This window comes from Variovorax sp. 01N425 (assembly GCF_056399465.1).
Genome location: NZ_JBFTRJ010000014.1, coordinates 12555 through 37527 on the forward strand (window position 1 = coordinate 12555; position 24973 = coordinate 37527).

26 protein-coding genes are annotated in these 24973 nt (G+C 68.0%); 15 read left to right on the top strand and 11 right to left on the bottom strand.

All coding sequences use genetic code 11. The features are described 5' to 3' along the window. Positions 1 to 7: 7 nt before the first annotated feature. Positions 8 to 1405: an aminotransferase-like domain-containing protein gene (locus AC1DSC_RS23560; RefSeq protein WP_278876452.1), complete on the bottom strand. Its 1398-nt coding sequence runs from the start codon at positions 1403 to 1405 to the stop codon at positions 8 to 10. Between the two features lie 350 nt (positions 1406 to 1755). Here AC1DSC_RS23560 and AC1DSC_RS23565 point away from each other — a divergent pair, with 350 nt between their 5' ends. The 7 genes from AC1DSC_RS23565 to AC1DSC_RS23595 are packed head-to-tail and all read left to right on the top strand — an operon-like array spanning position 1756 to position 7552. Then, on the top strand, positions 1756 to 2238 hold the full coding sequence (locus AC1DSC_RS23565) for an MSMEG_0572/Sll0783 family nitrogen starvation response protein (RefSeq protein WP_018904096.1): 483 nt from the start codon (positions 1756 to 1758) through the stop codon (positions 2236 to 2238). 15 nt (positions 2239 to 2253) lie between these two features. Further along, complete coding sequence (locus AC1DSC_RS23570) at positions 2254 to 3306, top strand: Nit6803 family nitrilase (protein ID WP_436287224.1); 1053 nt, start codon at positions 2254 to 2256, stop codon at positions 3304 to 3306. Further along, on the top strand, positions 3269 to 4351 hold the full coding sequence (locus AC1DSC_RS23575) for an MSMEG_0568 family radical SAM protein (protein WP_412512118.1): 1083 nt from the start codon (positions 3269 to 3271) through the stop codon (positions 4349 to 4351). Before AC1DSC_RS23570 ends, AC1DSC_RS23575 begins: the two co-directional genes overlap by 38 nt. Positions 4352 to 4353: 2 nt before the next feature. Further along, on the top strand, positions 4354 to 4914 hold the full coding sequence (locus AC1DSC_RS23580) for an MSMEG_0567/Sll0786 family nitrogen starvation N-acetyltransferase (protein ID WP_436287223.1): 561 nt from the start codon (positions 4354 to 4356) through the stop codon (positions 4912 to 4914). Further along, a complete protein-coding gene (locus AC1DSC_RS23585; RefSeq protein WP_436287222.1) occupies positions 4911 to 5909 on the top strand; it encodes a sll0787 family AIR synthase-like protein in 999 nt (332 codons plus the stop codon). The genes AC1DSC_RS23580 and AC1DSC_RS23585 overlap by 4 nt, the downstream gene beginning before the upstream one ends. After that, entirely contained in the window at positions 5900 to 6184 is a 285-nt protein-coding gene (locus AC1DSC_RS23590) for an MSMEG_0570 family nitrogen starvation response protein (RefSeq protein ID WP_062363556.1), read from the top strand. Before AC1DSC_RS23585 ends, AC1DSC_RS23590 begins: the two co-directional genes overlap by 10 nt. Before the next feature lie 36 nt (positions 6185 to 6220). Continuing rightward, complete coding sequence (locus tag AC1DSC_RS23595; RefSeq protein WP_436287221.1) at positions 6221 to 7552, top strand: MSMEG_0569 family flavin-dependent oxidoreductase; 1332 nt, start codon at positions 6221 to 6223, stop codon at positions 7550 to 7552. A gap of 8 nt (positions 7553 to 7560) precedes the next feature. Here the strand turns inward: AC1DSC_RS23595 and AC1DSC_RS23600 are convergent, their stop codons facing one another. After that, positions 7561 to 8244 carry a response regulator gene (locus AC1DSC_RS23600; protein WP_436287220.1) on the bottom strand — a complete coding sequence of 228 codons (684 nt, stop codon included), beginning with the start codon at positions 8242 to 8244 and terminating at the stop codon, positions 7561 to 7563. A 262-nt stretch (positions 8245 to 8506) separates the two neighbouring features. Here AC1DSC_RS23600 and AC1DSC_RS23605 point away from each other — a divergent pair, with 262 nt between their 5' ends. Beyond that, the gene (locus tag AC1DSC_RS23605) at positions 8507 to 9832 is read left to right on the top strand and encodes a DotU family type IV/VI secretion system protein (RefSeq protein WP_012745717.1); all 1326 of its coding nucleotides are present in this window, start codon (positions 8507 to 8509) and stop codon (positions 9830 to 9832) included. A 10-nt stretch (positions 9833 to 9842) separates the two neighbouring features. After that, positions 9843 to 10973, top strand: coding sequence for a type VI secretion protein IcmF/TssM N-terminal domain-containing protein (locus AC1DSC_RS23610; protein WP_012745716.1), 1131 nt, complete (start codon positions 9843 to 9845; stop codon positions 10971 to 10973). A 22-nt stretch (positions 10974 to 10995) separates the two neighbouring features. Here AC1DSC_RS23610 and tssJ read toward each other — a convergent pair whose 3' ends face one another. Continuing rightward, entirely contained in the window at positions 10996 to 11424 is a 429-nt protein-coding gene (tssJ, locus tag AC1DSC_RS23615; RefSeq protein WP_230537763.1) for a type VI secretion system lipoprotein TssJ, read from the bottom strand. Positions 11425 to 11582: 158 nt separating this feature from the next. On the opposite strand from tssJ, the gene tssA reads away from it, so the two are divergent. From tssA to AC1DSC_RS23645, 6 genes are all read left to right on the top strand, one after another. Next, positions 11583 to 12614 carry a type VI secretion system protein TssA gene (tssA, locus tag AC1DSC_RS23620; RefSeq protein ID WP_012745714.1) on the top strand — a complete coding sequence of 344 codons (1032 nt, stop codon included), beginning with the start codon at positions 11583 to 11585 and terminating at the stop codon, positions 12612 to 12614. Between the two features lie 70 nt (positions 12615 to 12684). After that, positions 12685 to 13203, top strand: coding sequence for a type VI secretion system contractile sheath small subunit (gene tssB / locus AC1DSC_RS23625; protein WP_012745713.1), 519 nt, complete (start codon positions 12685 to 12687; stop codon positions 13201 to 13203). A 41-nt stretch (positions 13204 to 13244) separates the two neighbouring features. Next, a complete protein-coding gene (tssC, locus tag AC1DSC_RS23630; protein ID WP_018904086.1) occupies positions 13245 to 14738 on the top strand; it encodes a type VI secretion system contractile sheath large subunit in 1494 nt (497 codons plus the stop codon). A 146-nt stretch (positions 14739 to 14884) separates the two neighbouring features. Further along, on the top strand, positions 14885 to 15367 hold the full coding sequence (locus tag AC1DSC_RS23635; RefSeq protein WP_012745711.1) for an Hcp family type VI secretion system effector: 483 nt from the start codon (positions 14885 to 14887) through the stop codon (positions 15365 to 15367). A 72-nt stretch (positions 15368 to 15439) separates the two neighbouring features. Further along, on the top strand, positions 15440 to 16000 hold the full coding sequence (locus AC1DSC_RS23640; protein WP_012745710.1) for a hypothetical protein: 561 nt from the start codon (positions 15440 to 15442) through the stop codon (positions 15998 to 16000). A 27-nt stretch (positions 16001 to 16027) separates the two neighbouring features. After that, positions 16028 to 16567 (top strand): N-acetylmuramoyl-L-alanine amidase, encoded by a 540-nt coding sequence (locus AC1DSC_RS23645; protein ID WP_012745709.1) that lies wholly within the window; start codon positions 16028 to 16030, stop codon positions 16565 to 16567. A gap of 26 nt (positions 16568 to 16593) precedes the next feature. Here the strand turns inward: AC1DSC_RS23645 and AC1DSC_RS23650 are convergent, their stop codons facing one another. The 8 genes from AC1DSC_RS23650 to AC1DSC_RS23685 form a co-directional block, all read right to left on the bottom strand. Then, on the bottom strand, positions 16594 to 17433 hold the full coding sequence (locus tag AC1DSC_RS23650; RefSeq protein WP_012745708.1) for a PP2C family protein-serine/threonine phosphatase: 840 nt from the start codon (positions 17431 to 17433) through the stop codon (positions 16594 to 16596). 55 nt (positions 17434 to 17488) lie between these two features. Next, positions 17489 to 19159, bottom strand: a complete 1671-nt coding sequence (gene tagH, locus AC1DSC_RS23655) for a type VI secretion system-associated FHA domain protein TagH (RefSeq protein ID WP_436287218.1) — start codon at positions 19157 to 19159, stop codon at positions 17489 to 17491. Between the two features lie 113 nt (positions 19160 to 19272). Next, positions 19273 to 19443, bottom strand: a complete 171-nt coding sequence (locus AC1DSC_RS23660) for a hypothetical protein (protein WP_012745706.1) — start codon at positions 19441 to 19443, stop codon at positions 19273 to 19275. Between the two features lie 2 nt (positions 19444 to 19445). Beyond that, entirely contained in the window at positions 19446 to 20750 is a 1305-nt protein-coding gene (locus tag AC1DSC_RS23665) for a TIGR02270 family protein (RefSeq protein WP_436287217.1), read from the bottom strand. After that, positions 20723 to 21628, bottom strand: a complete 906-nt coding sequence (locus tag AC1DSC_RS23670; protein WP_018904079.1) for a beta propeller repeat protein — start codon at positions 21626 to 21628, stop codon at positions 20723 to 20725. The genes AC1DSC_RS23665 and AC1DSC_RS23670 overlap by 28 nt, the downstream gene beginning before the upstream one ends. Positions 21629 to 21651: 23 nt before the next feature. Further along, entirely contained in the window at positions 21652 to 22821 is a 1170-nt protein-coding gene (locus AC1DSC_RS23675; protein WP_012745703.1) for a PAAR-like domain-containing protein, read from the bottom strand. Next, positions 22818 to 23849: a hypothetical protein gene (locus tag AC1DSC_RS23680; RefSeq protein WP_436287216.1), complete on the bottom strand. Its 1032-nt coding sequence runs from the start codon at positions 23847 to 23849 to the stop codon at positions 22818 to 22820. The genes AC1DSC_RS23675 and AC1DSC_RS23680 overlap by 4 nt, the downstream gene beginning before the upstream one ends. Then, complete coding sequence (locus AC1DSC_RS23685; protein WP_012745701.1) at positions 23846 to 24967, bottom strand: DUF2169 family type VI secretion system accessory protein; 1122 nt, start codon at positions 24965 to 24967, stop codon at positions 23846 to 23848. The genes AC1DSC_RS23680 and AC1DSC_RS23685 overlap by 4 nt, the downstream gene beginning before the upstream one ends. Positions 24968 to 24973 lie beyond the last annotated feature (6 nt).

Here is a 24973-nt window from a genome sequence, read left to right on the forward strand (position 1 = left end):
ACCGCGCTCAGCCGCCGCGCAGCGTGGCGTGCGGATGCAGCGGATGCGCGAGCGTGTCGGCAATGAGCCGCAGCGCCTGGTCGCACTGCTCGCGCGACATCGGGCCGCCCAGGCAGATGCGCACCGCCTCGGGCGGATCGCCATCGGTGGAGAAGGCCGCGCTCGCCACCACGCCGACGTTCTGCGTGCGCAGGTAGGAGGCGAACTCCACCGGGCTCCAGCCCGGCGCGAGCGGCAGCCAGGCATGGAAGCCCTCGGGATGCGCCTGCAGCCCGCTGCCGCCCAGATGCCGCGCGGCCAGCGCCTGCCGCGCCATCGATTCGCCGCGCACCGCCTGCAGCATGGCCTCGGCGGTGCCGTCCTCGACCCACAGCGTGGTCAAGGCGTTGGTGATGGGCGAGGCCATCACGGTGGTCGCTCGCATCGCGCCGGCCAGGCGCTGCGACTGGACCACGGTGGGCGAGCACACGTAGGCGCTGCGCAGTCCCGCGCCAAAGCATTTGGAGAATCCGCTCACGTAGTAGGTGAGCCCGGGCGCCAGCGTGGCGAGCGCGGCCGGCGTCTGGCGCGGCAGCATGCCGTAGGCGTCGTCCTCGATGATCGGCACCGCATAGCGCAGCGCCACGTCGGCCAGCGCTTCGCGCCGCGCGCGGGGCACCGTGCCCGCGGTCGGGTTCAGCAGCGTGGGGTTGCAATAGAGCGCCTTGGGCTTGAGCGTCCTGCAGGCGTGCTCGAAGGCATCGGCAATGGGGCCGTCGTCATCGAGCTGCAGCGCATGCAGCTGCACGCCCAGCTGCGCCGCGATGGCCTTCACGCCCGGATAGGTGAGCGACTCCACGCAGATCAGCTCGCCCGGCCGCGCGAGCTGCGAGAACAGCGCCGTGAGCACGCCGTGGATGCCCGGGCACACGAGGATGCGGTCGATGCCCGCGTCGGGCACGAAGGGCCGCAGCCAGTGCATCGCGGCCTCGCGGTCGTGCGCGGTGCCGCCGAAGTCCTGGTAGCGCAGCAGGTCGTGCAGGTTGGCCTCGGCGAAGGCGCGGCTCGCGCTGTCGTGCAGCCGCGCCATCAGGTGCGGGTCGTCGGGCTCGGGCGGCATGTTCATCGTCATCTCGGCGCCGCTGCCGCCGCGCAGCCGCAGGCTCGGGCTGCCCGAGCGGATGAAGGTGCCGGTGCCGGCGCGCGAATCGATCAGGCCGCGCTTGCGCGCCTCGGCATAGCCGCGTGCCACCGTCGTGTAGTTGAGCTCCAGCTCGGCCGCGAGTTCGCGCAAGGTGGGCAGCCGGTCGCGCACGGCGAGGCGGCCGGTCTTGATGTCGTCGGCAATCAATTCGGCCAGCAGCAGGTAGGCCGGCTTGGCGGTGTTGCGCAGCTGCTTGCGCCAGTGGGCGGTGATCGTGGTCATCGGCAAAGTTGATTGCATCCATTGATTGCATCGGGCCAACGATCAGGCACGCAGGAATCGCGCCCGCTCCAGAGGGGCCGGATGCCTCGATCAGGTGCGATCAACCCCGTTGATCGGGTGCATTGATCGCATGGCGGATGCGTCTTCCCGGTGCAGGCGGGGCCGCGCCGGCCGCCTTGGCCGAGGGGTTTTCGTGCGGCCGAAAAAAGTTTTCGGGCGTGCAGGCCGCATCCCGGCGAATTGATCGCGCATTGATCGCACGCGCCGCGCCGGGCGCTGGCACATCGCCTGCAAAGAGAAAGGCACGCAGGACCTGCGTTCATCCCCTTTTTCTTCAACCGGAGTACCCCATGCCCAAAGTCACCCGCCCCCGCAACGAGAAAGGCGAGTTCCTCGTCGACTACGAAGAGAAGGTGTTCGAAGACGTCAAGGCCGAGCCCGGCGAGAAGGCGCTCGTCACCTTCCACACCGTGGCCTTCGAGGGCTCGATCGGCTTCGTGAACCTGCTGCAGGCCACGCGCCTCAGGCGCAAGGGCTACGAGACCTCGGTGCTGCTGTACGGCCCCGGCGTGACGCTGGGCGTGCAGCGCGGCTTTCCGACGCTGGGCGACGAGGCCTTTCCGGGCCACCAGAACTTCAACAAGCAGATCAGCAAGTTCATGGAGGAAGGCGGCAAGGTGTATGCGTGCCGCTTCGCGCTGCAGGCGCTGTACGGCCACGGCGAGGGCGCGCTGATCGAGGGCATCACGCCGATCAACCCGCTCGACGTGCTGGACCTCGTGCTGCTGCACAAGAAGGCGGGCGCCGTGATCCTGGACACCTGGACGCTGTAAGGCAGGACCCGAGCGATGGCCTCCCCACCCCGCATCGTGCGTGCCGCGGCGATCCAGATCGCGCCCGACTTCGACCGGCCCGACGGCACGCTCGAGCGGGTGTGCGGCGCCATCGACGAGGCCGCGGCCAAGGGCGCGCAGCTGGCGGTCTTTCCCGAGACCTTCGTGCCCTACTACCCCTACTTCAGCTTCGTGCTGCCGCCGGTGCTGCAGGGTGCGCCGCACCTCGCGCTGGCGGAGCGCGCTGTGGTCGTGCCCGGGCCGGTCACGCAGGCCGTGGCCGAGCGTGCGCGGCATCACGGCATGGTCGTGGTGCTGGGCGTGAACGAGCGCGACCACGGCAGCCTCTACAACACGCAGCTGGTGTTCGATGCCGATGGCACGCTGGCGCTCAAGCGCCGCAAGATCACGCCGACGTACCACGAGCGCATGGTGTGGGGCCAGGGGGACGGCGCCGGCCTCAAGGTGGTCGACACCGCCGTCGGCCGCGTTGGCGCGCTCGCCTGCTGGGAGCACTACAACCCGCTCGCGCGCTACGCCCTGATGGCGCAGCACGAGGAGATCCACTGCGCGCAGTTCCCGGGCTCGCTGGTGGGCCCGATCTTCGCGGAGCAGATGGAAGTGACCATCCGCCACCACGCACTGGAGTCGGGCTGCTTCGTGGTCAACGCCACCGGCTGGCTCACTGACGAACAGATCCGCAGCGTGACGCCCGACGCCAGCCTGCAGAAGGCGCTGCGCGGCGGCTGCCACACCGCCATCGTCTCGCCCGAGGGCAAGCACCTTGCGCCGCCGCTCACCGAGGGCGAAGGCATGGTGATTGCAGACCTCGACATGGCGCTGATCGCCAAGCGCAAGCGAATGATGGATTCGGTCGGCCACTACGCGCGGCCCGAGCTGCTGTCGCTCGCCATCAACGACCGGCCGGCGCAGACCACCGTGCCGATGCATCCCACGCAACCCCTCGCTCAACGGAGCCCCGACCATGACCACCATCACCACGACGACCCCACCGGACAGCCGGCAGCTGATGACCGAGCTCCAGTCCTTCGGGTTGCGGCTGGTTGATCCTTCGGCCGGCGTGGCAAGCCGCCGCGGCGGCGCGGGCCCGTCCGACCACAAGGCCGTCACGGTGGACGGCCACACGATCATGGTGCCGGTCCACACTTCGAGCGCCTGGCATTCGCCGTTCACGGCCGAGGCGCCCGATGCGCGGGGCATGAGCCGCGTGATGCGCGGCAGCATTCCCATTGCAAGCATCAGCTTTCCGAAGCAGCCGCGCTTCTATGCGATGCAGACCTTCGATGGCGTGCCCTATTCGCACATTGCCACGCTGCACGGCAGCGACGTGCTCGCCACCACCGTGCTGCAGAGCTGCATCCGCTACGAGAGCCGCAAAAAGAGCTGCAAGTTCTGCGCGATCGGCCAGTCGCTCGCGGCCGGCCGCACCATCGCGCGCAAGACGCCCGAGCAGCTGGCCGAGGTGGCGCGCGCGGCCGTGCTGCTCGACGGCGTGAAGCACATGGTGATGACCACCGGCACGCCCAACGCCGCCGACCGCGGCGCGGCCATCCTCTGCGAGAGCGCCTTCGCGATCAAGGCCGCGGTCGACATTCCGATCCAGGGCCAGTGCGAGCCGCCCGACGACGACCAGTGGTTCCACCGCATGAAGGCCGCGGGCATCGACACGCTGGGCATGCACCTGGAGGTGGTCACGCCCGAGGTGCGCGAACGCATCATGCCGGGCAAGGCCAGCGTGCCGGTCTCGCGCTACATGAGCGCCTTCGAGGCGGCCGTGCGCGTGTTCGGGCGCGGCCAGGTCAGCACCTACATCCTGGCCGGGCTGGGCGACACGCGCGAGGCCATCCTGGACACCTGCGACCAGCTGCTCGCGCGCGGTGTGTACCCCTTCGTCGTGCCCTTCGTACCGATCAGCGGCACGCCGCTCGAGGACCATCCCGCACCGTCTCCGGAATTCATGAAGTCGCTGCTGGCACCGCTGGGCGAGCGCGTGGTGGCCGCGGGCCTGCGCTCGGCCGACATCAAGGCGGGCTGCGGCAAGTGCGGCGCCTGCTCGTCGCTGTCGATCTACGAAAAAGAAAGCGAAAGCTGACCATGCTGTGCATCGACGACCTCAGCGGGCTCGACCCGCACTACGCGCCGGTCGAATACCTGGTGCGCGAAGCGGCGCAGCAGTGGGAGCGCGACGAAGCCATGGCGCTGCGCCGTGCGGTGTTCTGCATCGAGCAGGGCATCTTCGCGCGCGACGACCGCGACGCGATCGACGGCCATGCGCGGCTGCTGGTCGCCATGTCGTGCAACGGCGGCATGCCCGAGCAGGTGGTGGGCACGGTGCGCATCCACCGCGGCGAGGCGCCGGGCGAATGGTGGGGCTCGCGCCTTGCGGTGCATCCCGCGTTCCGCAGCCAGGGCCACCTGGGCGCCACGCTGATACGGCTCGCGGTGTCGCGCGCCAACGCGCTGGGCTGCGATGCGTTCTTCGCGCAGGTGCAGATGCAGAACGTGCCGCTGTTCCAGAAGCTCGGCTGGAAGATGCTCGATGAAAGCGCCATCCACGGCCGTCCGCATGCGCGCATGCAGGCGGGGCTCGCTTTCTACCCGCCCTGCCACGACCCGGTGAGCGGCTTCGTCACGCGCGCGAAGGTGCTGTCATGACGACGGCCCACGACATTGCCGAAGCCCTGCGCGCCACGCGCGGCTTCGCCCACAAGCGCGACATCAGCGACGTGGTGTCGGCGCTCGGCCGGTCGCTGCCCGGTGGCCATGCCGCGCTCGCGCAGGCCGTGCCCATCGGCGACGACTGCGCGGCCATTCCCGACGGCCATGGCGGCTACCTGCTGTTCGCGATCGAAGGCATGGTGGAAGACTTCATCGTGCGCATGCCGTGGTTCGCGGGCTACTGCGGCGTGATGGTCAACGTGAGCGACATCTATGCGATGGGCGGCCGCCCCACAGCCGTGGTCGATGCGCTGTGGAGCACCGGCATGCACCCGGCCGACGAGGTGCTGCGCGGCATGGCGGAAGCCTCGGTGCGCTACGGCGTGCCGGTGGTGGGCGGCCACAGCAACAACCGCAGCGAGCGGCCGCAGCTCGCGGTTGCGATTCTCGGCCACGCACGCAAGCTGCTCACCAGCTTCGACGCCAGGCCCGGCGACCTGCTGGTGATGGCGGCCGACCTGCGCGGCGCCTACGAGGAGCCCTTTCCCTACTGGAACGCGTCGACCACGGCGCCGGCCGCGCGGCTACGCGCGGACCTCGAACTGCTGCCCTCCATTGCGGAAGGGGGCCTGTGCCGCGCCGCGAAGGACATCAGCATGGCCGGCGCGGTCGGCACCGCGATGATGCTGCTGGAGTGCTCGGGCGTGGGCGCGCGCATCGACCTCGATGCACTGCCCAGGCCCGGCGGCGTGCCGCTGCTGCGCTGGCTTTCTTCTTTTCCGAGCTACGGATTCGTGCTCAGCGTGGCGCCTTCGCAGGTTGCGCCGGTGCTCGGCCGCTTTGCCGCGCGCGACATCGCCTGCGCGGTGGTCGGCGAGGTCGATGCGACGCGGCAGGTGCGGCTGCAGGCCGGCGGCGACGAGGCCCTGCTGTGGGACTTCGGCCGCGATGCCTTCATCCAGCCGCCGCAGGAGGCGCTCGCATGCCCGTGATGCACTTCCAGGTGCGTTGGCCCGACGCCAGCGAAACGCGCTGCTACTCGCCCTCTTCCGTGGTGCAGGATTTCTTCGCGCCCGGCGAGCGCTATGCGCTCGAAGACTTCCTGCAGCGCTCGCGCGAGGCCTTGGGCATCGCCTCCGAACGCGTGCGCGCCAAGTACGGCTTCGCGTGCTCGCAGGCCATGGACCAGCTCGCCGAGATCGAGCGCATCGCCGCCCGCTTCACCGGCGCCGACGATGCCCAAGTCACCGTCGTCGCCTTCGATTGACGCCCCCCGCATCCAGAGAGAAAGAAAGAAGACCCCATGTCCTATCCATTTGGCGGACGCAGCCACTACAGCGTCATCGTCGTCGGCGGCGGCCAGGCCGGCCTGTCGCTGAGCCACTGCCTGCAGCAGCGCGGCATCGACCACCTCGTGATCGAGAAGCGCAGCCTGGTGCACAGCTGGCGCACGCAGCGCTGGGATTCGTTCTGCCTGGTCACGCCCAACTGGCAGTGCCAGCTGCCGGGCTGGGCCTACCACGGCGACGATCCGCACGGCTTCATGGTCAAGGACCAGATCAACGAATGGCTCGCGGGCTTCGTCGCGCAGGTGAAGGCGCCGGCCATCGAGGGCGTGACCGTCGAGCGCGTGGCGCGCGTGCCAGGCACGGGCGAGCGCGACCGCTTCATGGTGCAGACCGACGCCGGCCTCTACACCGCCGACCAGGTGGTGGTGGCCTCCGGCGGCTACCACCGCCCGATCGTGCCGCGCCTGGCCGAGAAGCTGCCGCCGCACGTGGTGCAGTACCACTCGGCGCAGTACCGCAACCCGGCGCAGTTGCCCGAGGGCGCGGTGCTGGTGGTGGGTTGCGGCCAGTCGGGTTCGCAGATCGCCGAGGACCTGCACCTGGCCGGGCGCAAGGTGTACCTTGCCACCGGCGATGCGCCGCGCTGCGCGCGCTTCTACCGCGGCCGCGAAGTGGTCGACTGGCTCGCCGACATGAAGTACTACGACATGCCCGTGACCGAGCATCCGCTGCGCGAGGGGGTGCGCGACAACACCAACCACTATGTGACCGGCCGCGACGGCGGCCGCGACATCGACCTGCGGCGCTTCGCGCTCGAAGGCATGGAGCTGTACGGCCTTCTGACCGGCCTGGGCGGCGACGGCACGCTGGAGTTCCAGCCCAACCTGCGCGAGCACCTGGACAGCGCCGACGCCACCTACAACCGCATCAACGCGTCGATCGACAAGTTCATTGCCTCCCGGGGCATCGAGGCGCCGCCGCCCTCGGTCTACACGCCGATGTGGGAGCCGCCCGAGGAGCGCACGCGCCTGAGCCTTGCCGAGGCGGGCATCGCGAGCGTGCTCTGGTGCATCGGCTTCTCGCCCGACTTCGATTGGGTGGATGCGCCGGTGTTCAACGGCCGCGGCGCGCCGGTGCACCAGCGCGGCGTGACGGGCGTGCCGGGACTCTATTTCCTGGGGCTGCCGTGGCTGCACACCTGGGGATCGGGCCGCTTCTCGGGCGTGGCGCGCGATGCGGAGTTTCTTGCCGAAGCGATCGAGGAGAGAAAGAAGGCGGCGGCGGCCGGCCGAGCCGATGCGCAGGAGGAGGAACCGGCCGGCGCCGGGCTGCGCGCTGCAGCCTGAGCTCAGGCTCAGGCCTGCTGCGCCTCGGTCAGCGCCTGCGCGGCCACCACGGCCTCGGTGCGGTTGCGCACGTTGAGCGCGCGGAAGATGGCCGCCAGGTGGATCTTGACCGTGCCCTCGCTGATGCCCAGGCTGCGGCCGATGAGCTTGTTGGGCTTGCCCTGCGAGAGCAGCTGCAGCACCTCGACCTGGCGCTCGGTGAGCACGCTGCGCAGGTGCTCGAGCGTCTGCGAAGAAGCGCCTGCGGAGCGCGCGTCGCCGTTCTGCGCGGGCGCCACGCCGGCCACGATGCCGGGCGGCAGCGCCGTGAGCATCATGGGCGGCACGTACACGCCGCCGGCCAGCACCAGCCGCACGGCCGACAGCATGACCTCGGGCGAGTAGGCCTTGGGAATGAAGCCGAGCACGCCGCGCTCGAGCGCGCTGCGCATGATGGCCGGGTCTTCGTAGCCCGAGAGCACGATGACCGGCACGGCCGGATGGCGGCGGCGGATTTCGTCGATGTGCGCCTGGCCGTCGGCGCCGGGCATGTTGAGGTCGATCAGGGCCAGGTCGAGCTCGTCGGTGGCGCCGGCAAGCAATTCGTCGACGCTCATCGCCAGGACGAACTCGATGCCGGGCTCGAGCTCCGACAACTTGGCCTTGACCGCCTCGATGACGAGCCGGTGGTCGTCGGCGATCAGAATTTTCATGGCATGTCCTAGTGTCCCGGGTGTCCCAGCGTGCGTGCATTGAACTCAGCGGATGCCGAAGATACCGGCGATTGCCCCGTACAGCAAGCCGGTTTGCCCGACGAACGGCATAGTCCCCAAGCGATATGGCGCCCGCCGCCCGGCGTTCGGAAGATGGAATCCTTACTCGAAGGAACCGGGGACATGGGGATGTGCCATCGCAGCAGACGCCGGTGCAAGGGATCCTCCGCAACGCAGGCGCGGTGAGCGGGCGCGGTCATCCATGCTCCGGCTGCTCGACTGTTTTTCCGCATTCGTCTCCTTCGGCCTCGCCCTCGACGCATCGATCGCGGCCGGCCGCGCCGCGCCGCCCTCGCACGCTGCCGCGCAGCAACAGGCCCGCCGGCTGCTCGACGCGGCGCGCGCCTGCGCATCGGGCCAGCCCGCCGCGCAGGTCGAATCGGCGGTCTTTGCGATGGTGGCCTGGATCGACGAGATCCTGGCGCGCCATCCCGGTGCGGCCGCGGGCGCGGCGCCGCTGCAGGTGCAGCTGTTCAACTCGAACAACGCCCACAGCGAGTTCTTCCACCACCTGTCGGCGCTGGGCGCCGAGGACGACGAGCTGCGCGAGGTCTACTGGCATGCGCTGGTGCACGGCTTCAAGGGCCAGTACTACTTCGAGAGCGACGACCGCGGCGAGCTCGGCAAGCTGAAGGAGCTGCACGGCCACCAGCTGCGGCAGAGGCCCCTGGCGCTCGGCAGCCTGGTGCAGGACCGCATCACGCCGCAGCCCTATGGCGTGGCGGATCCGCCGGGCCCGCACGACCTGCACCGCCGCGACCGCAGCCTGCTGCGCGCGCTCGGGGCGCTCGCGCTGCTGCTGCCGCTGCTCTATCTGCTGTGGTGGCAGTGGCCGGCCGGGCTGCACGCGGGCGAGCCGGGACCGGCGCAGCGCATCGAGCAGCATCTTCAAGGCTATGCATGCGCCGATCTCTCGGCTTCGGCCGACAGGGGCGGTAAGCTGCACGTGAGCGGCTTCGTCTCGCTGCCGGCCGACCTCGAGCGGGTGGAGCGCGAGGTGGCCGGCCTGCTGCCCGATGGCGGCTCGCCCACCTTCGACGTCAGGCTGCGCGTGTGGCCCCACTGCGAGGTGTTCGCCATCCTGAAGCCCTACCAGCTGCGCAACCGCGAGAAGGCCCTCGGACTGGACGTGACGGCCGTGACGGCCCGCAACGGCCGGCTGCGCGAAGGAGACGACGTACGCATGCAGGTGGCCGCGCCCCGGCACGACAGCTACCTGTGGGTCGACTACTACACCGCCGACGGTTCGGTCATGCACCTGAACACAGGCCAGCCGATGCGGCTGCGCGCCGGCGAGAAGCTGGAGCTGGGCCGCGACATCCCGGCGAGCTGGCTGGTGGGCCCGCCCTTCGGCACCGTGCTGGTCACGGCGCTCTCGTCCCCCACGCCGCTCGACGGCGCGGCCGACCGGCCGCCCTACGAACTCGCTTCGGCCTACCTGCTGCGGCTGCGCGAGGTGCTCGCGGCCAACAAGGGCAACGAGCGGCTGCTTGCCGATTTCGAGTTCCTCGAGACCACTGCACGTTGAAAGCCGCAGCATGCCCGCCGCGTTGTTGCCTGCCCATTTCTTCTGGCTCCTGCTCGCGCTGTGCCTGGCCGGCTTTGCGCTGCTGTACGCCGCGGTCCACGACGCGGGCCGCGGTGCGCGCCGCCGCGCGCTGCGCCGGCGCATTGCCGCACTCGGCCCGCCGGCGGCCGAAGCCGACGAAGCCGCGATCGAATCCATGAGGGAGGCCATGAGGAAAGCCATGTCGCACGCACGCCAGCTCCTGCGCCAGCCATCGTGCCAGCAAGCCGCACCGGTGCCCTGGTTCCTCTTTCTCGGCGATGCGGCGGCCAACCTGCCGGGGCTGCTGGCGGCGGCCCATGCCGAGCACCTGGCACCTTCGGGCAGCGAGCCTTTCGGCGAACCCTACTGGCGCTGGTGGCTCACCGGCTCGATGACGGCCATCGAGCTGCACCCGAGCGCCGTCAGCGACGTGGCCGCGGCGCCGCACACGCGTGCGCTGTGGCTCCAGGCGCTCCTCGCACTGGCCGAGCGGCGCGACCGCGTGCCGATCAACGGCGTGGTGGCCTGCGTGGCGGCGAGCGAACTGCTGCACCCGTCCAGCGCAGGCATGAAGCCGCTGGCCGGCAGGATGCGCCGGCTGCTCGACGAGGCCGCGGACACCCTGCGCCTGCAGCTGCCGGTCTACCTGGTCGTGACCGGCCTGGAGCAGCTGGCCGGCTATGCCACGCTGCGCGGTGCGCTGCCGCCCGAAGTGCTCGCACAGGTGATCGGCCATCGCCTGGCCGGGCCGGCCGCCCACGGCGAGACCGCGGCCGAACGGCTCGATGCCCTGTTCGACCCCATGGCGCGCCAGCTGCATGCGCTGCGCATGGCGCTGCTGCGCGAACAGCCGGGCGCATCGGGCCGGCTCGCGATCCATGAGTTCATCGAGGCGCTGCGGGCGCTGCAGCCCGCATTGCGCGAAGTGGCCGAGGCCCTGTTCGAAAGCCATGGCCGCGGCTCGCGCGGCCCGCGATGGCGCGGCCTCTATGTGACGGCTGCCGCATCGGGTGCGGCCGGCGGCGCCTTCGTGACCGACCTGTTCGAGCGCTTCCTGCCCGCCGACCAGCCGCTCGCGCGGCCCGGCCGCGCGCCGAACGCCAGCGCGGCGAAGGCGTGAATGAGCGGCCCTTAGGCGGGGTTTATTTGCTGCTGTCGATGCGGATCTGCCGCGCGCCGAAGGTCACGGTGAGCGTCTGCGGCTTGCCGGGCTCCACGGCGCGCACTTCGCGCCAGCGCGCACGGTCGAGATCGCGGAACGCGGCCATCACGCCAATGGCCTTGGCATCGGCCGGCAGCGTGAGGTCGAGCTTTCTGCTTTCGCCCGGGCGCAGCAGCATCTCTTCGCGCTGCACCAGCTCGGCGCCGAGCGTGGCCTGGTCCTTTTCGAACAGCGAGAAGAAGTCGGCCCCTTCGAAGGGGCCGGGCGACTTCAGCGCATAGATGCGCACCGTGAGCGGCGATGCGCGGCCGCGCGCATCGGGGTTGGCGTCGGCACCGGCCGCGAGCGTGATCGACACCGGCGTGACCACGGGCTTGCTTGCGCAGCCTGCGATCAGGGCACCGGTCAATGCGAGGCCAGAGGCCAATGCAACGCGCCGCGAGACCGCAGCAAAAGAGCGTCCATAGGACGAATGGTGTGTACCCAGCGTGCGCATGCTATTCCCTTCGTTGCATTGACCGGTTCGGACGCATCTTTGATTATCACCAGCCAACTCGAACAGGCAACATGCTGACCACCGAACTTGTCGAAGCCCTGCTCACGCCCATCGGCGAGGCCTCGCCGTGCGGCGACGATCTGGAGTACGACGCGGCCTTTACCGCGCTCACCACCGCAGCGCAGGGCAAGCCCGAGCAGCAGTTCGGCGACACCGTCATCCCCGCGGTGGAGCCGGAGTGGCGCGAGGTGGCCGAACAGTCCGATGCGATCCTGCGCCGCAGCAAGGACGTGCGCGCCGCCGTGCTGCTGCTGCGTGCTTCCACGCGGCTGCAGGGACTTGCCGGTTTCGTTGCCGGGCTCGAACTGCTCACCCGCCTGCTCGACAACTTCTGGGACGGCATACATCCAAAGCTCGATGCCGAGGACGACAACGATCCCACCATGCGCCTGAACGCGCTCGCGCCGCTCGGCGACGAGACGATGGTCCTGCGCGACCTGTACGACGCGCAGGTGGGCGTGGCACCCGGCGTGGGCGCGATCCGCGTGCGCGACATCGCGGTAGCCAACAACGCATTGAATGCGGTGGGCGGCGAAGCCACCTATTCGCCGGCACAGATCCAGGGCGGCCTCGAGGCGCTCCATGCCGAGCGGCCCGAGCTGATCCAGGCCGCCATCGGCGTGCCCGGCGGGGTCGAGAAGCTGCAGGCCCTGCTGGTGGAGCGCACCGGCCGCTCCGACGCGATCGACCTCTCCCCGCTGCGCGCCATCGGCCGCATGCTGCAGAAGGCGTGCAGCGCGGCCATCGGTGCGCCCGAAGAAGCCGGCACCGCCGAAGAGGCGCAAGGCGATGCGCCGCAGGCCGGCGGCGCGCCGCGGCCCGCTGCCATGCGCGGCGAGATCCAGAGCCGGCAGGACGCGCTGCAGATGCTGGACCGCGTGATCCGCTTTCTCGAGCAGACCGAGCCCGGCAACCCCGCCCCGCTCCTGATCGAGCGCGCCAAGAAGCTCATCGGCGTGAGCTTTCTCGAAATCATGGCCAACCTCGCGCCCGGCGCGCTGGACACGATCGAGACCGTGACCGGCAAGCGTCCGTCCGAGTAGCCGGCTTTTCCCTTTCCTTTTTTTTCCTGTTGATCGAACCGCCTCATCTACCCCCGCAAGGAGCATCGCCATGGCCAAGAGCAGTCAGAAATTCATCGCCCGCAACCGGGCGCCACGCGTGCAGATCGAGTACGACGTGGAACTCTACGGCGCCGAGAAGAAGATCCAGCTGCCCTTCGTGATGGGCGTGCTGGCCGACCTGTCGGGCAAGCCGGCCGATCCGCTCGCGCCCGTGGCCGACCGCAAGTTCCTCGAGTTCGACGTGGACAACTTCGACTCGCGCATGAAGGCCATGAAGCCGCGCGCCGCCTTCGCGGTGGAGAACTCGCTGACCGGCGAAGGCGAGCTCAAGGTCGAGCTCACCTTCGAGAACATGGAAGACTTCTCGCCCGCCGCCGTGGCCAGGAAGGTCGGCGCGCTCGACAAGCTGCTCGAGGCGCGCACCCAGCTGTCGAACCTCGTGACCTACATGGACGGCAAGAACGGCGCCGAGGAACTGCTGGCCAAGGTGCTCGAGGACCCGGCCCTGCTGCAGTCGCTGGCGGCCACCGCCAAGCCCGACGACGAAGCGGCCAAGCCGGCCGCCTGATCCCCCACACCCGACACACCGGACCCCCGAGGAGAACCACCATGGCCGAAGCACTCGAGCAGAGCGCACTCAAGGATGTCGCCTATGCGGGCAGCGATTTTTCGTCGCTCCTGCAAAAGGAATTCAAGCCGCGCAGCGACGAAGCCAAGAGCGCCGTCGAAGCCGCGGTGCTCACGCTCGCGCAGCAGGCGCTGAGCAACAGTACCGTCATCGGCAAGGACGTGACCAAGTCGATCCAGTCGATGATCGCCGCGATCGACGCCAAGCTGACCGACCAGGTCAACAAGATCATCCACCACCCCGACTACCAGAAGCTCGAGAGTGCGTGGCGCGGCCTGCACTACATGGTGAACAACACCGAGACCGACGAGCACCTGAAGATCCGGGTGATGGACATCTCGAAGACGGACCTTGCCAAGAGCCTGAAGAAGTTCAAGGGCGCGGCCTGGGACCAGAGCCCGATGTTCAAGAAGATCTACGAGCAGGAATACGGCCAGTTCGGCGGCGAGCCCTTCGGCGCGCTGGTGGGCGACTACCACTTCGACCAGAGCCCGCCCGACATCGAGCTGCTGGGCGAGATGTCCAAGATCGCCGCCTCGGCGCATGCGCCCTTCATCACCGGCGCGAGCCCCAACCTGATGCAGATGGAATCGTGGCAGGAGCTCGCCAACCCGCGCGACCTGACCAAGATCTTTCTCACGCCCGAGTACGCCGGCTGGCGGTCGCTGCGCGACTCCGACGACGCCAAGTACCTGGGCCTGTGCATGCCGCGCTTCCTGGCGCGCACGCCCTACGGCGCCAACACCAATCCGGTGGAGGAGTTCGACTTCGAGGAAGACACCGCCGGCGCCGACCACAGCAAGTACGCCTGGGCCAACGCAGCCTATGCGATGGCCACCAACATCAACCGCTCCTACAAGCTCTACGGCTGGGGTTCGCGCATCCGCGGCATCGAATCGGGCGGCGCGGTGGAGAACCTGCCGCTGCACACCTTCCCGAGCGACGACGGCGGCGTGGACCAGAAGTGCCCGACCGAGATCGCCATCAGCGACCGGCGCGAAGCCGAGCTCTCGAAGGCCGGCCTGCTTTCGCTGATCCACCGCAAGAACTCCGACTTCGCGGCCTTCATCGGTGCGCAGTCGCTGCACAAGCCGGCCGAGTACGACGACCCGGACGCCACGGCCAACGCCAACCTGGCGGCGCGCCTGCCCTACCTCTTTGCCTGCAACCGCTTTGCGCACTACCTGAAGTGCATCGTGCGCGACAAGGTCGGCAGCTTCAAGGAGCGCGACGACATGCAGCGCTGGCTCAACAAGTGGATCATGAACTACGTGGACGGCGACCCCGTCAACTCCTCCGAAGAGACCAAGGCCAGGAAGCCCCTGGCCGCGGCCGAGGTGGTGGTGGAAGAGGTCGAGGGCAACCCCGGCTACTACACCTCCAAGTTCTTCCTGCGCCCGCACTACCAGCTCGAAGGCCTCACGGTGTCGCTGCGGCTGGTGTCGAAGCTGCCCTCGGCCAAGGGCGGCAAGTAGCAACGGGCGGCATATGCCGTCGGTGGGCCTTTGAAAACAGGGCCCATTGCTCGTTCTCTCCATAGCTCCCGGGCACCACCGCCGACCAGGCACCGCACGGAAGCCCTTTTTTTCTCTGACTCGCACACAACTGAAAGGTAAGCATCATGGCTGCAGACATGTTTTTGAAGCTCGAGGGCGTCGACGGTGAATCCAAGGACGATTCGCACAAGAAGGAGATCGACGTTCTCTCCTGGAGCTGGGGTGCCAGCCAATCGGGCACCGGCCACGTGGGCGGCGGCTCGGGCGCAGGCAAGGTGAGCGTGCAAGACCTCTCGGTCACCAAGTACGTGGACTCCTCCTCGCACCTGCTGCTGCTCGACTGCTGCAATGGCCAGCACATCAAGAAGGGCACGCTGGTGGTCCGCAAGGCCGGGGCCACGCCGCTCGAGTACATCAAGCTCACGATGGAAGACATCATCGTCAGCAACATCCACACCGGCGGCAGCGGCGGCGAAGACCGCCTGACCGAGACCATCACGCTGAACTTCTCGAAGTTCAAGTACGAGTACACGCCGCAGAAGGCCGACGGTTCCGGCGACGGCACCAAGGAAACCGGCTGGGACATCGCCGCCAACAAGAAGGTCTGAGGCGCCTTGCGCCAACGGCCGCCCGGTGGACGGCGGCCGCCCCTTGATTGACCTTCCAGCCGGAGAGACGCGATGGCCACACTCAACACCACGGTCCTTCAGTGGGCCAGCGCACAGCTGGGCAAGCAGATCGGCGCGGGCGAATGCTGGGATCTGGCCAACTCTGCCCTCGGCCAAGCCGGCGCCGGCACCTCGTCGGACTTCGGCCCGATGGGCGACGACGACGATTACATCTGGGGCAACGAAGTCGCGCTCAAGGATGCGCTTCCCGGCGACATCCTGCAGTACCGCGACTACGAGATGACGACGACCACCACCACCGACGTCACCTTTGCCGATGGCACGGGCTGGACCGACAGCCCCTACGTAACGGTCGGCCATCCGCACCACACCTCGATCCTCTCCAAGAACCCGGGCACCGGCGCCATCACGGTGCTGGAGCAGAACCACCAGGGCAACAAGGAGCCCGTGCGCGCCAGCACGATCCGCTGGAAGGGCAGCTCCACCTCGACCACCACCCGCAAGCCGATGAAGCGGCAGGACAACGGCAAGACGGAGTCGGCTCTCGTGGTGGTCACGGTGGACGTGACGGTGAGCGGCAAGCTCAAGGCGTACCGGCCGAAGAAGCCCTGACACCTGCCAACGAACAGGAGTTCGAGCATGAGCAGCAAGTGGAACGACAACGACTATCACCCCTATGCGGATGCGTACTACCCGCTGAGCAAGCACTATGGCGGCCCGGGGGCTGCCGGCCTGATGAAGAAGACCGGCATCAAGGGGCTGATCGTCCACATCACCGACGGCAACAGCCTGCTCAGCTCGCTCAAGACCACCTGGGAAAACCGCGCGGCCTCGGCTCACTTCGCGGTGGACAAGGGCGGCACGATCGCGCAGTACATTCCGCTGTCGCAGCGCTCCTGGGCCGTCGACGGCTGGAAGGTGGACAACCTCTGGTACAGCGTGGAGAACGTCGCGGTGCACGGCGAGACGCTCACCGACATGCAGATCCGCATGAACGGCTATCTGCTCGCGTGGCTCAACGGGGAATACGGCGTGCCGCTGAAGCTCGCGGCCACGCCGGACGACAGCGGCCTGTCGTACCACGCGATGTTCACCAAGTCGAAGCCCTGCCCCGGCAAGCCGGTCATCGCGCAGCTGCAGGACATCGTGGACGCTGCCGTGGGATTGAACGGCGGCTAGATTCCCGCGGGTCCGGCCCCGGTTCGTCAATCCGGCAGTTTGCCGGGCGCCGCCGAAGGTTCCTCGATCGACGCCGGCATCGTCTCTTCCTCGGCCGCCGGCATCAGGCGCGTGGCGTCGTCGACGTCATCGGGAATCACCCACAGCGTGAGCGCCGTGTAGTTGTCGTACCCCGGCTTGGCGTGCGCCTTGATCTGCGCGTCGAGCTGCTCGGTCCACTGGCTGGGCGTGCGCGAGGCGTGCAGCGTGTCGACCAGGCACTCGTCGCCCAGCGGCTCCCACACGCCGTCGCTGCACAGGAGCAGCACGTCGCCGGGCATCAGGCGCATGCGGTCGGACACCGTGATGTCGGGCGCTTCCTCGATCGAGCCGAGCGCCGAGAGCAGCATGTTGCGCTGCGGATGCAGGCGCGCGCCTTCCTCGTCGAGCATGCCGCCGGCCACCATCTGCTGCACCAGGCTGTGGTCGGTGGTGCGCGCCACGATGGCGCCGCCGCGGAACAGGTAGGCGCGGCTGTCGCCGCTGTGCACCCAGGCCAGCGCCTGGCTCTCCAGGTCGATGGCCGCGAAGACCACCGTGGAGCGCATGCCGGCAAGCTTGCCGCCTTCGGACTGCCGCGCCACCACGTCGCGGTTGGCCTGCTCGACCAGCGTGCGCAAGGTGAACTCGTCCAGCCCCGGCGCCGCCGAGAAGCCGCCCAGCACGCTGCTGCGCGTGGTTGCCGCCGCCACATCGCCGCCGCCATGGCCGCCGGCGCCGTCGGCCACCAGGCAGGCGACGTAGCGCTCGTCGTGCCAGTGGCCGTGGACGTCTTCGTTGTAGTTGCGGCCGCCCTGCCGGGACAGCGTGACGATTTCGATTTCCAAGCGGGGTGCCTCGCGTTTGCTGGTGCTGTTGTAGTGGTGCCTGAGAGAGCGTTCTTCAGGTGTCCGACTTGAGGCGCGCCATCTGCTCTTCATAGGCTTCGAGGAAGGCCTTGCCGAAGAGGCTGTGGAAGTCGTCTTCCGCCTCGCTCGCGATGCCGCCGTAGAGCGCGACGAACTGGTCCCAGAGCTTGGCCTTGCGGTTGGCGCTGAAGAGCGTGTCGAGCGCCGACTTCGCGCTGATCTTCTTCTCGAGCTCTTCAGGCTCGAAGCGCGCAATGACATGGGCCAGCGCCGCGCGCATGCCCACCATCACGCCGAACTGGTGCGCGCGCAGGTCGTTGAAGGCATCGCGCATCGCGGCCTCGGGCGGCATGAAGCCGCGCACGCCCGGGCCCAGCAGGTGGGCCAGCGCGACCTCCACGGTGGGCGAGAACTTGAGCGGGTTGTTGGCCTGCGCCGCGATCATCGTGACCTCGGCGCGCACCTCGCGCTTGAACTCCTGGCGCGTGAGCAGGAGTTGCAGCGTGCCTTCGGTGGCGCTGCGCAGGATCGAGCCGATGCGCTCCATGAGGCCGGGCGTGAGCATCTCGGGCGGCTGGTGCGTGCTGGCGAGGCCACGCAGGAAGGCGGCGAGCAGTTCGTCGTCGGATGCGGTGCGCGGGGCTGCGGCGGGCGCCCGCTGGACGGGCGCTGGCGCTGGCGCTGGCGCTGGCGCCGGTGGTGGTGGTGGCGGCAGCGGCTCGAACGGCCGGCTCGCGACCTCAGGGCCGCTGATGCGTATCGGCTGCCCTGTGATGTCGTCGAAGCGCGGCAGCGCTTCCACCGGCGCGGCGGCCGGAACCGGCGTGATCGCCTTCGGCGGCGTGAAGCCGAACTGGTCGATCGGCAGGTGATCGGAGCGCGGTGTCGGCGTGGGCGGCGCCGCGCTCTGCAATGCGGCCAGCGGATCGGCGGACGAAGCCGTGTTCGGCTGCAGCAGCGGGTCGGCCAGCGGCGACAGCGCGAGCGGATCGCCGCCGATGCCGCCGCCACCGCCCATGCCGCCGAAGAGCTCGTCGATGCCGGCGGCCTTGCCGTGCGCGGGCGGCGCGCCGAGGTCGGAGAAATCGTCGAGCGCACCGAAGCCTGCGGCCGGCGCAGCGGACGGCGTGGGCCCGAGCAGGTTGGCGAAGGGATCGACCTGCGCGGCCTGCGCGTTGCGCGAGCCGCTTTCCATCGGGTCGGGAAAGAGCAGCGGATCCGCGCTTGCCGGCGCGGCCGCCCTGGCACCGGATGCACGGGCCGCGGCAGGCGCGGGCGATCCGAGCCCCGCAAGCAGGTCGGCAAAGGGATCGTCGCTGGTGCTGGCCGCGGGGGCGGCGCCGAGCGGCGCCGACATCACGGTGTTGGGAATGGCCAATGCCGGCGGCGCGGCCGCGCTCATGCGCACGCTGAGTTCGAAGCTGCCCACGATCAGCCGCGCGCCATCCGCGAGCGGAGCCTCCTTGCCCGAGCCCAGCGACACGCCGTTGCACTGCATCGGATTGCTGCCGCGGTCGATGACGAAGTACTGGCCGTCGCGGCACAGCACCTGCGCGTGCACGCGCGAAACCGTGCGGTCCGGATCGTCGAGCACCAGCGTGTTGGTGTCGGCGCGCCCGATGGTGCCCCCGTTGGGCCCGAAATCGGCAGCGATGGGCTGCCCCGCCGGAGCGCCTTGCCGGGTGATGACAGCGATATGGATCATGAATCTGCCCCCGAGGCTCTATGCCCTTCTACGCCCGAACACAGCCCGCGCATGCACGGGCGAAAAAACTCAGAAGGAGTATTCATTCCGTGGAGCGGGTTGGCAATCTCGCCTTAAGAGGTATGCCATTGCAGCCATGCGGCGACGGCGGTGAAGATGAGCGCGATGAGGAGCCAGGTGCGGGTGGCGGGATCGGGGCGGCGCCTCGTGTTGCGCACCCGGCGCATCGCAGCCGCGACCAGGAAGGCAGCAGCCAACGCGGCAAGGATGTACCGAGCCTGCATGGCTAAGCCTCCATCTGCGACAAGAGCCACTGCTGGCGCCAGGCCGGCGCTGCCGCATTGAACAGCGGCCTGCCCGGCGCCATCAGCGACAGGTGCTCGGCGGCGGCGATACGCTGGCGCTGGAACCCTGTCTTGAGCACGGCGAGGCAGTGCCCCTGCGTGACTGGTTCGCCCACGAAGCATCGGATGCCGTGCGGAAAACGGTGTCCGTCGGCTTGCCACCACGCATCGATCTTTTCGGCATCGGGCCAGGGAAGACCTTCGTCCTCGTCCATGGCAACGTCTTCGTCGTCCGGGTTGTCATTGGGGCCGGCCACCGGGTTCTCCGGAGGCTTCAGCTCGAGATCTTCGGCGGCGAGGTCCAGCCCTGTGATCGTGCTGAAGGATTCGCCGGCCAGCCTCGCGAGCTTCAGGTCGCCCATCTGCGCGATGAGCCAGGGCACGTAGTGCGGGTCACCGGCGGCACCGATGCCGCGGATCAGGATGCGGACCGAGTCCTCCTTCCGGGCAATCGACTGGAGCAGCGCATGGGCCTGTTCGGCAGGGAGGACCTTGAGCGCCAGCATCGCAGCTGCCGCCTGGCAAGGACCGCCCTCGCCCGTGAACGCAACGAGCATTCGGAGCGCGCCTTGCCGGTCGCCGAGCAGCAGCGCTGCGCGGGCCGATTCGAAGCGGTGCTGGGCGTCCTCGTGCATCAGCCCGCCCAGGCAGCCGGGCAGCAGATCGATGCGGCCCAGCTTGCCGGCGACAACGATGGCCTGCGCGGAGTGCTCTTCATCGGCCATGGCGGTTTCGAGCACAGTTTGCGGGTCGGCATGATGCATGGCGCATGCGGCCAGGCCGATGTCCCGGCGAAAGGCATGCGGCGAATCCAGCAGTGCGCGGGTGATGCCGCGCAACTCGGGGGCCGGCACCCAGCCGAAGGCGGAGACCAATCCGACCCGCGCCTCGGGCACGGCTTCTGCGAGCGACAGCAGTCTTTCGAGCAGCGCGGGGTCGCGGGTGTCGATGGCACCGATGGCGTTCGCGAACATCGCTCCCCGCCCCGGGGTTTCGAGGGCCGCCATGCAGAGACCGCGCGCGAAGTCGCCGGCGATCGCCAGTCCATCGAGGCTCGCCGCCAGGCGCTCGTCCAGGCGGCTCAGCCGGTGCAACTGGACATGCGGGGCGCGGACCAGCACCGCGCGTGTCGAGCGCAGCACACTGGCGTTGTCGAGGTGCTGCTGCACGACGAAAGGGATGGGAGGGCGAGCAGCCGCAAACATCGGGTGGGCTGTGTTCACAGGGTCGGGGTCTGCGCGGTCCACACAATGGCATCGGTCGTCCAGGCCAGCTGCAGCGTGCCGAACGACCACAGAACGCCATCGTTGGCATGAAGGTATCCAAACGAAGTCAGCCCGGGAACGGCAACCTCTTCGAACGTCGCGTCGGGCAGGAGCTTGAACAATCGCGTCGAGGTAGCGGCAAACAATTGCCCGCCAAACCATTCGAGATCCCAGATGTCCTCACCGCCTGGTATCTGCGCAAGGACGCGCCACGCGTCATCCACAAAACCGAGAACGAGCCCCATCTTTCCAGCTGCGAACACGAGGTGCTTCTTGAAAGTCCTGACGACATGGAGCGTCAAGTTGGTGGGACTCGCCATCTCCGACCATTGCAAGCCGCTTGCACGCCAGATCTCACCGCGATATCCGACAGCCCATATCTCGTCTTCATCCACGCCGTCGATCGACGTGAAGCCACATATGTCGATCTCGCCCGGAACTGGCACCTTTGGCGGGTCCAGCACCTCCCAGACACCTGCATCCGCCCTTCGATAGACCTGTCTGCCCATGCCGGCCGCGTACAAACGCCCGGCGATCGCGCGGAGAACACGAAGCGGGCCTCGTCCCCGAGGCCCGGTGTCCGTCGTGTTGATGCTCTCCTCCGAATACCCTCCGTAGCCGAGACCGACGGTTCCGTCGCCGCCGAGTGCGAAGACACATGGTTGCGGAAGTTCGAGCTGCGCCAGCCGGACCGGCATCCACTGCATCGGAAAAAAAGTCCAACCCGCTTGAGGCCCATGCCAACGGGCAAGCGCCGGTTGCTTGCCGTCATCGACCTCGATCTCGCAGATCACCCTCACCGAGTGATCGTTTTCAACGAGACCAGGACCGAATTGGAGAAAAAAGGATTCTGAGGCCATGGCATGCGGATTGAAGATTGAAATCAGAAGCCCTTGGCAAGCACCGTGAGCAAGCGCCGGCCAAGTTTTGCCTCCTGGCCGGAATTCAACGTACCCGTCGAGCGGCCATCGGACCCCATGTCCGATCGCACCGGCGTGTGCTCATCGCATCCGGGGCCATCCGGCGGAGGCTTCTTGTGATAGTCGTCGAGTTGCGCCTTGGTGCATTCCGGGTCGCATTCGGGCATGACGATCGTCTGGGCAGCGACACCCGCATCCCTGGCTTCGCCATAGGTCCAGTTCGAGATGCCTTTGCCGTCGCTCATCACTGTCTTGGGCGCAAAAAGGCGCTTGTTGTAGGCCGTTTCGATTTGCTGCTGCACCGCATGAAACTCACCATGCTGCTTGGCCTCTCGTGGACCATCGACGCACATACATGGAGCGGCTCCCTGGTTGTACCCCTCCCCGCTTGCGTTCTTGAATTCGGACATGACATGTCCTCCTTCTCTGCCGCCGATCGGCGTAAAGCAATGGACCTCGATCAGGTGATGCGGCGTTTTTCCCGGGCAGCAATTGCCTTGCGAATTCTTTCCATCGCTGTGCTTGGCGCTTGGGGCGTAAGGCGACAGGACGCACTTCATGGCGTCTCGGCACGAGGAGTCCGGGTTGTCGCACATTTTCTTGACCCAGCCCTTGCGTTGGTGCGGCTTGGGCGGAGGCCCGCATTTATCCGTCAGTGCCTTTGCCACGTCCTTGCATGGACCGGTGCCTGCAAACGCTGCTTCGTCGATGTACGGCCAGGGCGGCGCATTCCCCGGCGACGATGCATGGTTGTGCGTGGTGAGGTCGACATTGCGCACAACGTTCTCGCCCTCCACCTTGACGTCCATCGACCACGCGTTGAAGTACACCTTCCCCATGTTCTTGCTGGTCACGACCCCCTTCTTGGGCGCGCATCCCGCCTCGTCTCCGGTGCTTTTCTTGAAATAGCTCTTGTTCTTGAGCATCACCTCCTGGCCTGATATCTGCACGGTCGTCGAACCATCGCTCGTGTCGGTGGCCATGCCGGTGTTCGGATACGGGATCGGCACGCCGGGCGGCGTTGCCGGCGTCTGCGGCGGCGTGAAGCACACATCCGGGAACGCGCAGACCGACTTGCCCGCCGCCTGCTTGCACGATATCTCCATGTTGTTGGCATAGACTTGGTTGCTCATACCGGCATCCGATACTGCAGGCAGAGCGCCGCTCGCTGCCCCGCGTCGTTGGCCAAGTGCGCGAGGATATTCGGCCCCTTGGCGTACTGTTTCTCGCAGGCAGCCTGGGCCGCAGAAACGATGGCGAGCCCTACCGCGGCGCCGATCTCGCCAGTGCATTCGGCGGGATGCCAGATGTCAAACTCCTTCTTTCGGACATGCAACGTGCGCGAGAGTGCCAGCGCAGCCTCCTTGAAGTAGTACTGTTCTCCCGAAAGATCGGTGATGCGGAAGTCCATCTGATGCATCTGGCACCCCGCATCGGCCAGCGCAGCCTTGACGGCCTGGGAGAGCCCCTCGGCGCGCAGCGGCACCTCGCTTTCGACATGAGCCTCTTCGAGACCGAATCCGACGCCGGTGCAGAGCAGTTCTCCCGCGTTTCCCTCCGGTTCACCCAGCAACATCGCGCCGGCCGCCTCGCCCGGCATGAAGCCATTGGAATTTCGGGCCGTCAGCAGGCGATCACTCTGCTCGTAGTGGCTCAGCGTCGACCATGAGAGCAGGCTGTCCGTAGCGGCAACAAGCACTTGTGGCATGCCGGACTCGATCAATAGCGCACGCGCCTGCGCGAACGCCACGGCAACCCCGACACGGCCCTGCGCGATGATCTGCGATTGGGGCGCAAAGGCAGTGCCGAGCTCTTCCTGTATCTGCAGGAAGAGCTCGTCGTCCAGCCCCGGTGTCCGTCCGGGCCGCATCGGCTCCGCCACGCAAAGGATCAAGGGCAACTGTCCCCACTGGCTGCGTGGCACTTCTCCCAACGCTTCCTCGATTGCCATGGCGGCCATCCTTGTCAGCTTGGGGAGCCCGCGGCACAAAGGCGCCAGCGGCACCTCGTGCGCCATGATCCACTCTCCGCCCGCGTCGATGAAACGCGTCTCGACGGGGTTCGTCAGCTTGGCCCGGAACGCGGCGCAGCTCGATTCGGCGTCCAGCCCCACCGGCGTCACCAGGCCGCTGCGAAGAATGGCGATTGCACGCGAATTCATTCGGTTTCAACCTCATCTGAGGTCATCGGAATCATCACAACCGGAATCGGGAAAGGGACCTGCTCGCGCTGCTGCCACCACTCCCGTCCCTTCTTCCCAACCAGCACCTGTGCGATCTCGAACAGGCTCTTTTTGAGCGGCCTCGTCACTCGCCACGACAGCGTGAAGCGCTGCGCATCGGGCTCGATCACCACCGTGTCGAGCGTGGCTGTGTAGTCCTCGCGCGCCCCGTGTCTGGGAAATACATGCACCGGCGCCACCAGATGCGGAATGGTGAAGCGCGTGATGCCCTCTGGCGTGAGATTGCCGAGCACCACATCGATCGGTGCCTGCTGGAACAGCTCCAGCGGTACCTGCTGGTCCATCGGCGCTGCCTGGAAGTACTGCGGATCGAAATCCGGCGGCAGAAACGGAAAGTGCTTGTCCAGCCACTCGTCATCGTAGGTACCGGCGAAGCACGACCGAGTGGACCAGCCGCGCCCCACGGGGCCGAAGGCCATTGGCCGGTAATTGCCGCCCGGGTCGTGCACCGCATGGCCGATTTCCTCCGTGCGCGGCAATGGGGTCCCGTCGACCCAGTCCATGCGGATGTGCTTATGGAAACCAAGACCCACGGGGTTGGGCATGAAAGCAGCATGTTCCGACAGATCTTCATGCCGGAGGTCGGCGCCGCCAAAGGCAACGTCGTACGACAGCGGCTGCTGCACGAACACGCCGGGCGGCGAGGCCGTAGCGCCCAGCGGCCCGCATTCCCAGTGGCGCGGACCGACAACCGCCAAGCTCTTGCTCCAATTGCCCGCGCGCACACCGGCCTCGATCCGCGTGGCGGGTCGCCCCTGCGGTGCGTAGGCGCTGCCCAGCAACAGAATGTCGCAGCGCTGCTTGTGCGGCGCGAAGTCGACCTCATAGACCGGCGCGGAGAGTCCCGGCTCGCCGGTAAAGGTATCGGCCATCACGAGCGGCACCTGTTCCTCGTGCAACGCGAAATGACCGGCGGGCGCATCGGGCGGCGGCATGCGAAAGGTACCTTTGATGACCACCACGAGCGATTCCCGCCCACTGGGCTCCAGGCCCATGTTGTAGCTGGCGACCATGCGAGTGGCGTTGATCAGTTCCACGAGCTT

Excerpts from the sequence above, each read along its gene's own strand:
- AC1DSC_RS23560 (WP_278876452.1), bottom strand. The coding sequence starts at position 1,405 with ATGACCACGATCACCGCCCACTGGCGCAAGCAGCTGCGCAACACCGCC.
- AC1DSC_RS23565 (WP_018904096.1), top strand. The coding sequence starts at position 1,756 with ATGCCCAAAGTCACCCGCCCCCGCAACGAGAAAGGCGAGTTCCTCGTC.
- AC1DSC_RS23570 (WP_436287224.1), top strand. The coding sequence starts at position 2,254 with ATGGCCTCCCCACCCCGCATCGTGCGTGCCGCGGCGATCCAGATCGCG.
- AC1DSC_RS23575 (WP_412512118.1), top strand. The coding sequence starts at position 3,269 with ATGACCGAGCTCCAGTCCTTCGGGTTGCGGCTGGTTGATCCTTCGGCC.
- AC1DSC_RS23580 (WP_436287223.1), top strand. The coding sequence starts at position 4,354 with ATGCTGTGCATCGACGACCTCAGCGGGCTCGACCCGCACTACGCGCCG.
- AC1DSC_RS23585 (WP_436287222.1), top strand. The coding sequence starts at position 4,911 with ATGACGACGGCCCACGACATTGCCGAAGCCCTGCGCGCCACGCGCGGC.
- AC1DSC_RS23590 (WP_062363556.1), top strand. The coding sequence starts at position 5,900 with ATGCCCGTGATGCACTTCCAGGTGCGTTGGCCCGACGCCAGCGAAACG.
- AC1DSC_RS23595 (WP_436287221.1), top strand. The coding sequence starts at position 6,221 with ATGTCCTATCCATTTGGCGGACGCAGCCACTACAGCGTCATCGTCGTC.
- AC1DSC_RS23600 (WP_436287220.1), bottom strand. The coding sequence starts at position 8,244 with ATGAAAATTCTGATCGCCGACGACCACCGGCTCGTCATCGAGGCGGTC.
- AC1DSC_RS23605 (WP_012745717.1), top strand. The coding sequence starts at position 8,507 with ATGCTCCGGCTGCTCGACTGTTTTTCCGCATTCGTCTCCTTCGGCCTC.
- AC1DSC_RS23610 (WP_012745716.1), top strand. The coding sequence starts at position 9,843 with ATGCCCGCCGCGTTGTTGCCTGCCCATTTCTTCTGGCTCCTGCTCGCG.
- tssA (WP_012745714.1), top strand. The coding sequence starts at position 11,583 with ATGCTGACCACCGAACTTGTCGAAGCCCTGCTCACGCCCATCGGCGAG.
- tssB (WP_012745713.1), top strand. The coding sequence starts at position 12,685 with ATGGCCAAGAGCAGTCAGAAATTCATCGCCCGCAACCGGGCGCCACGC.
- tssC (WP_018904086.1), top strand. The coding sequence starts at position 13,245 with ATGGCCGAAGCACTCGAGCAGAGCGCACTCAAGGATGTCGCCTATGCG.
- AC1DSC_RS23635 (WP_012745711.1), top strand. The coding sequence starts at position 14,885 with ATGGCTGCAGACATGTTTTTGAAGCTCGAGGGCGTCGACGGTGAATCC.
- AC1DSC_RS23640 (WP_012745710.1), top strand. The coding sequence starts at position 15,440 with ATGGCCACACTCAACACCACGGTCCTTCAGTGGGCCAGCGCACAGCTG.
- AC1DSC_RS23645 (WP_012745709.1), top strand. The coding sequence starts at position 16,028 with ATGAGCAGCAAGTGGAACGACAACGACTATCACCCCTATGCGGATGCG.
- tagH (WP_436287218.1), bottom strand. The coding sequence starts at position 19,159 with ATGATCCATATCGCTGTCATCACCCGGCAAGGCGCTCCGGCGGGGCAG.
- AC1DSC_RS23660 (WP_012745706.1), bottom strand. The coding sequence starts at position 19,443 with ATGCAGGCTCGGTACATCCTTGCCGCGTTGGCTGCTGCCTTCCTGGTC.
- AC1DSC_RS23670 (WP_018904079.1), bottom strand. The coding sequence starts at position 21,628 with ATGGCCTCAGAATCCTTTTTTCTCCAATTCGGTCCTGGTCTCGTTGAA.
- AC1DSC_RS23675 (WP_012745703.1), bottom strand. The coding sequence starts at position 22,821 with ATGAGCAACCAAGTCTATGCCAACAACATGGAGATATCGTGCAAGCAG.
- AC1DSC_RS23680 (WP_436287216.1), bottom strand. The coding sequence starts at position 23,849 with ATGAATTCGCGTGCAATCGCCATTCTTCGCAGCGGCCTGGTGACGCCG.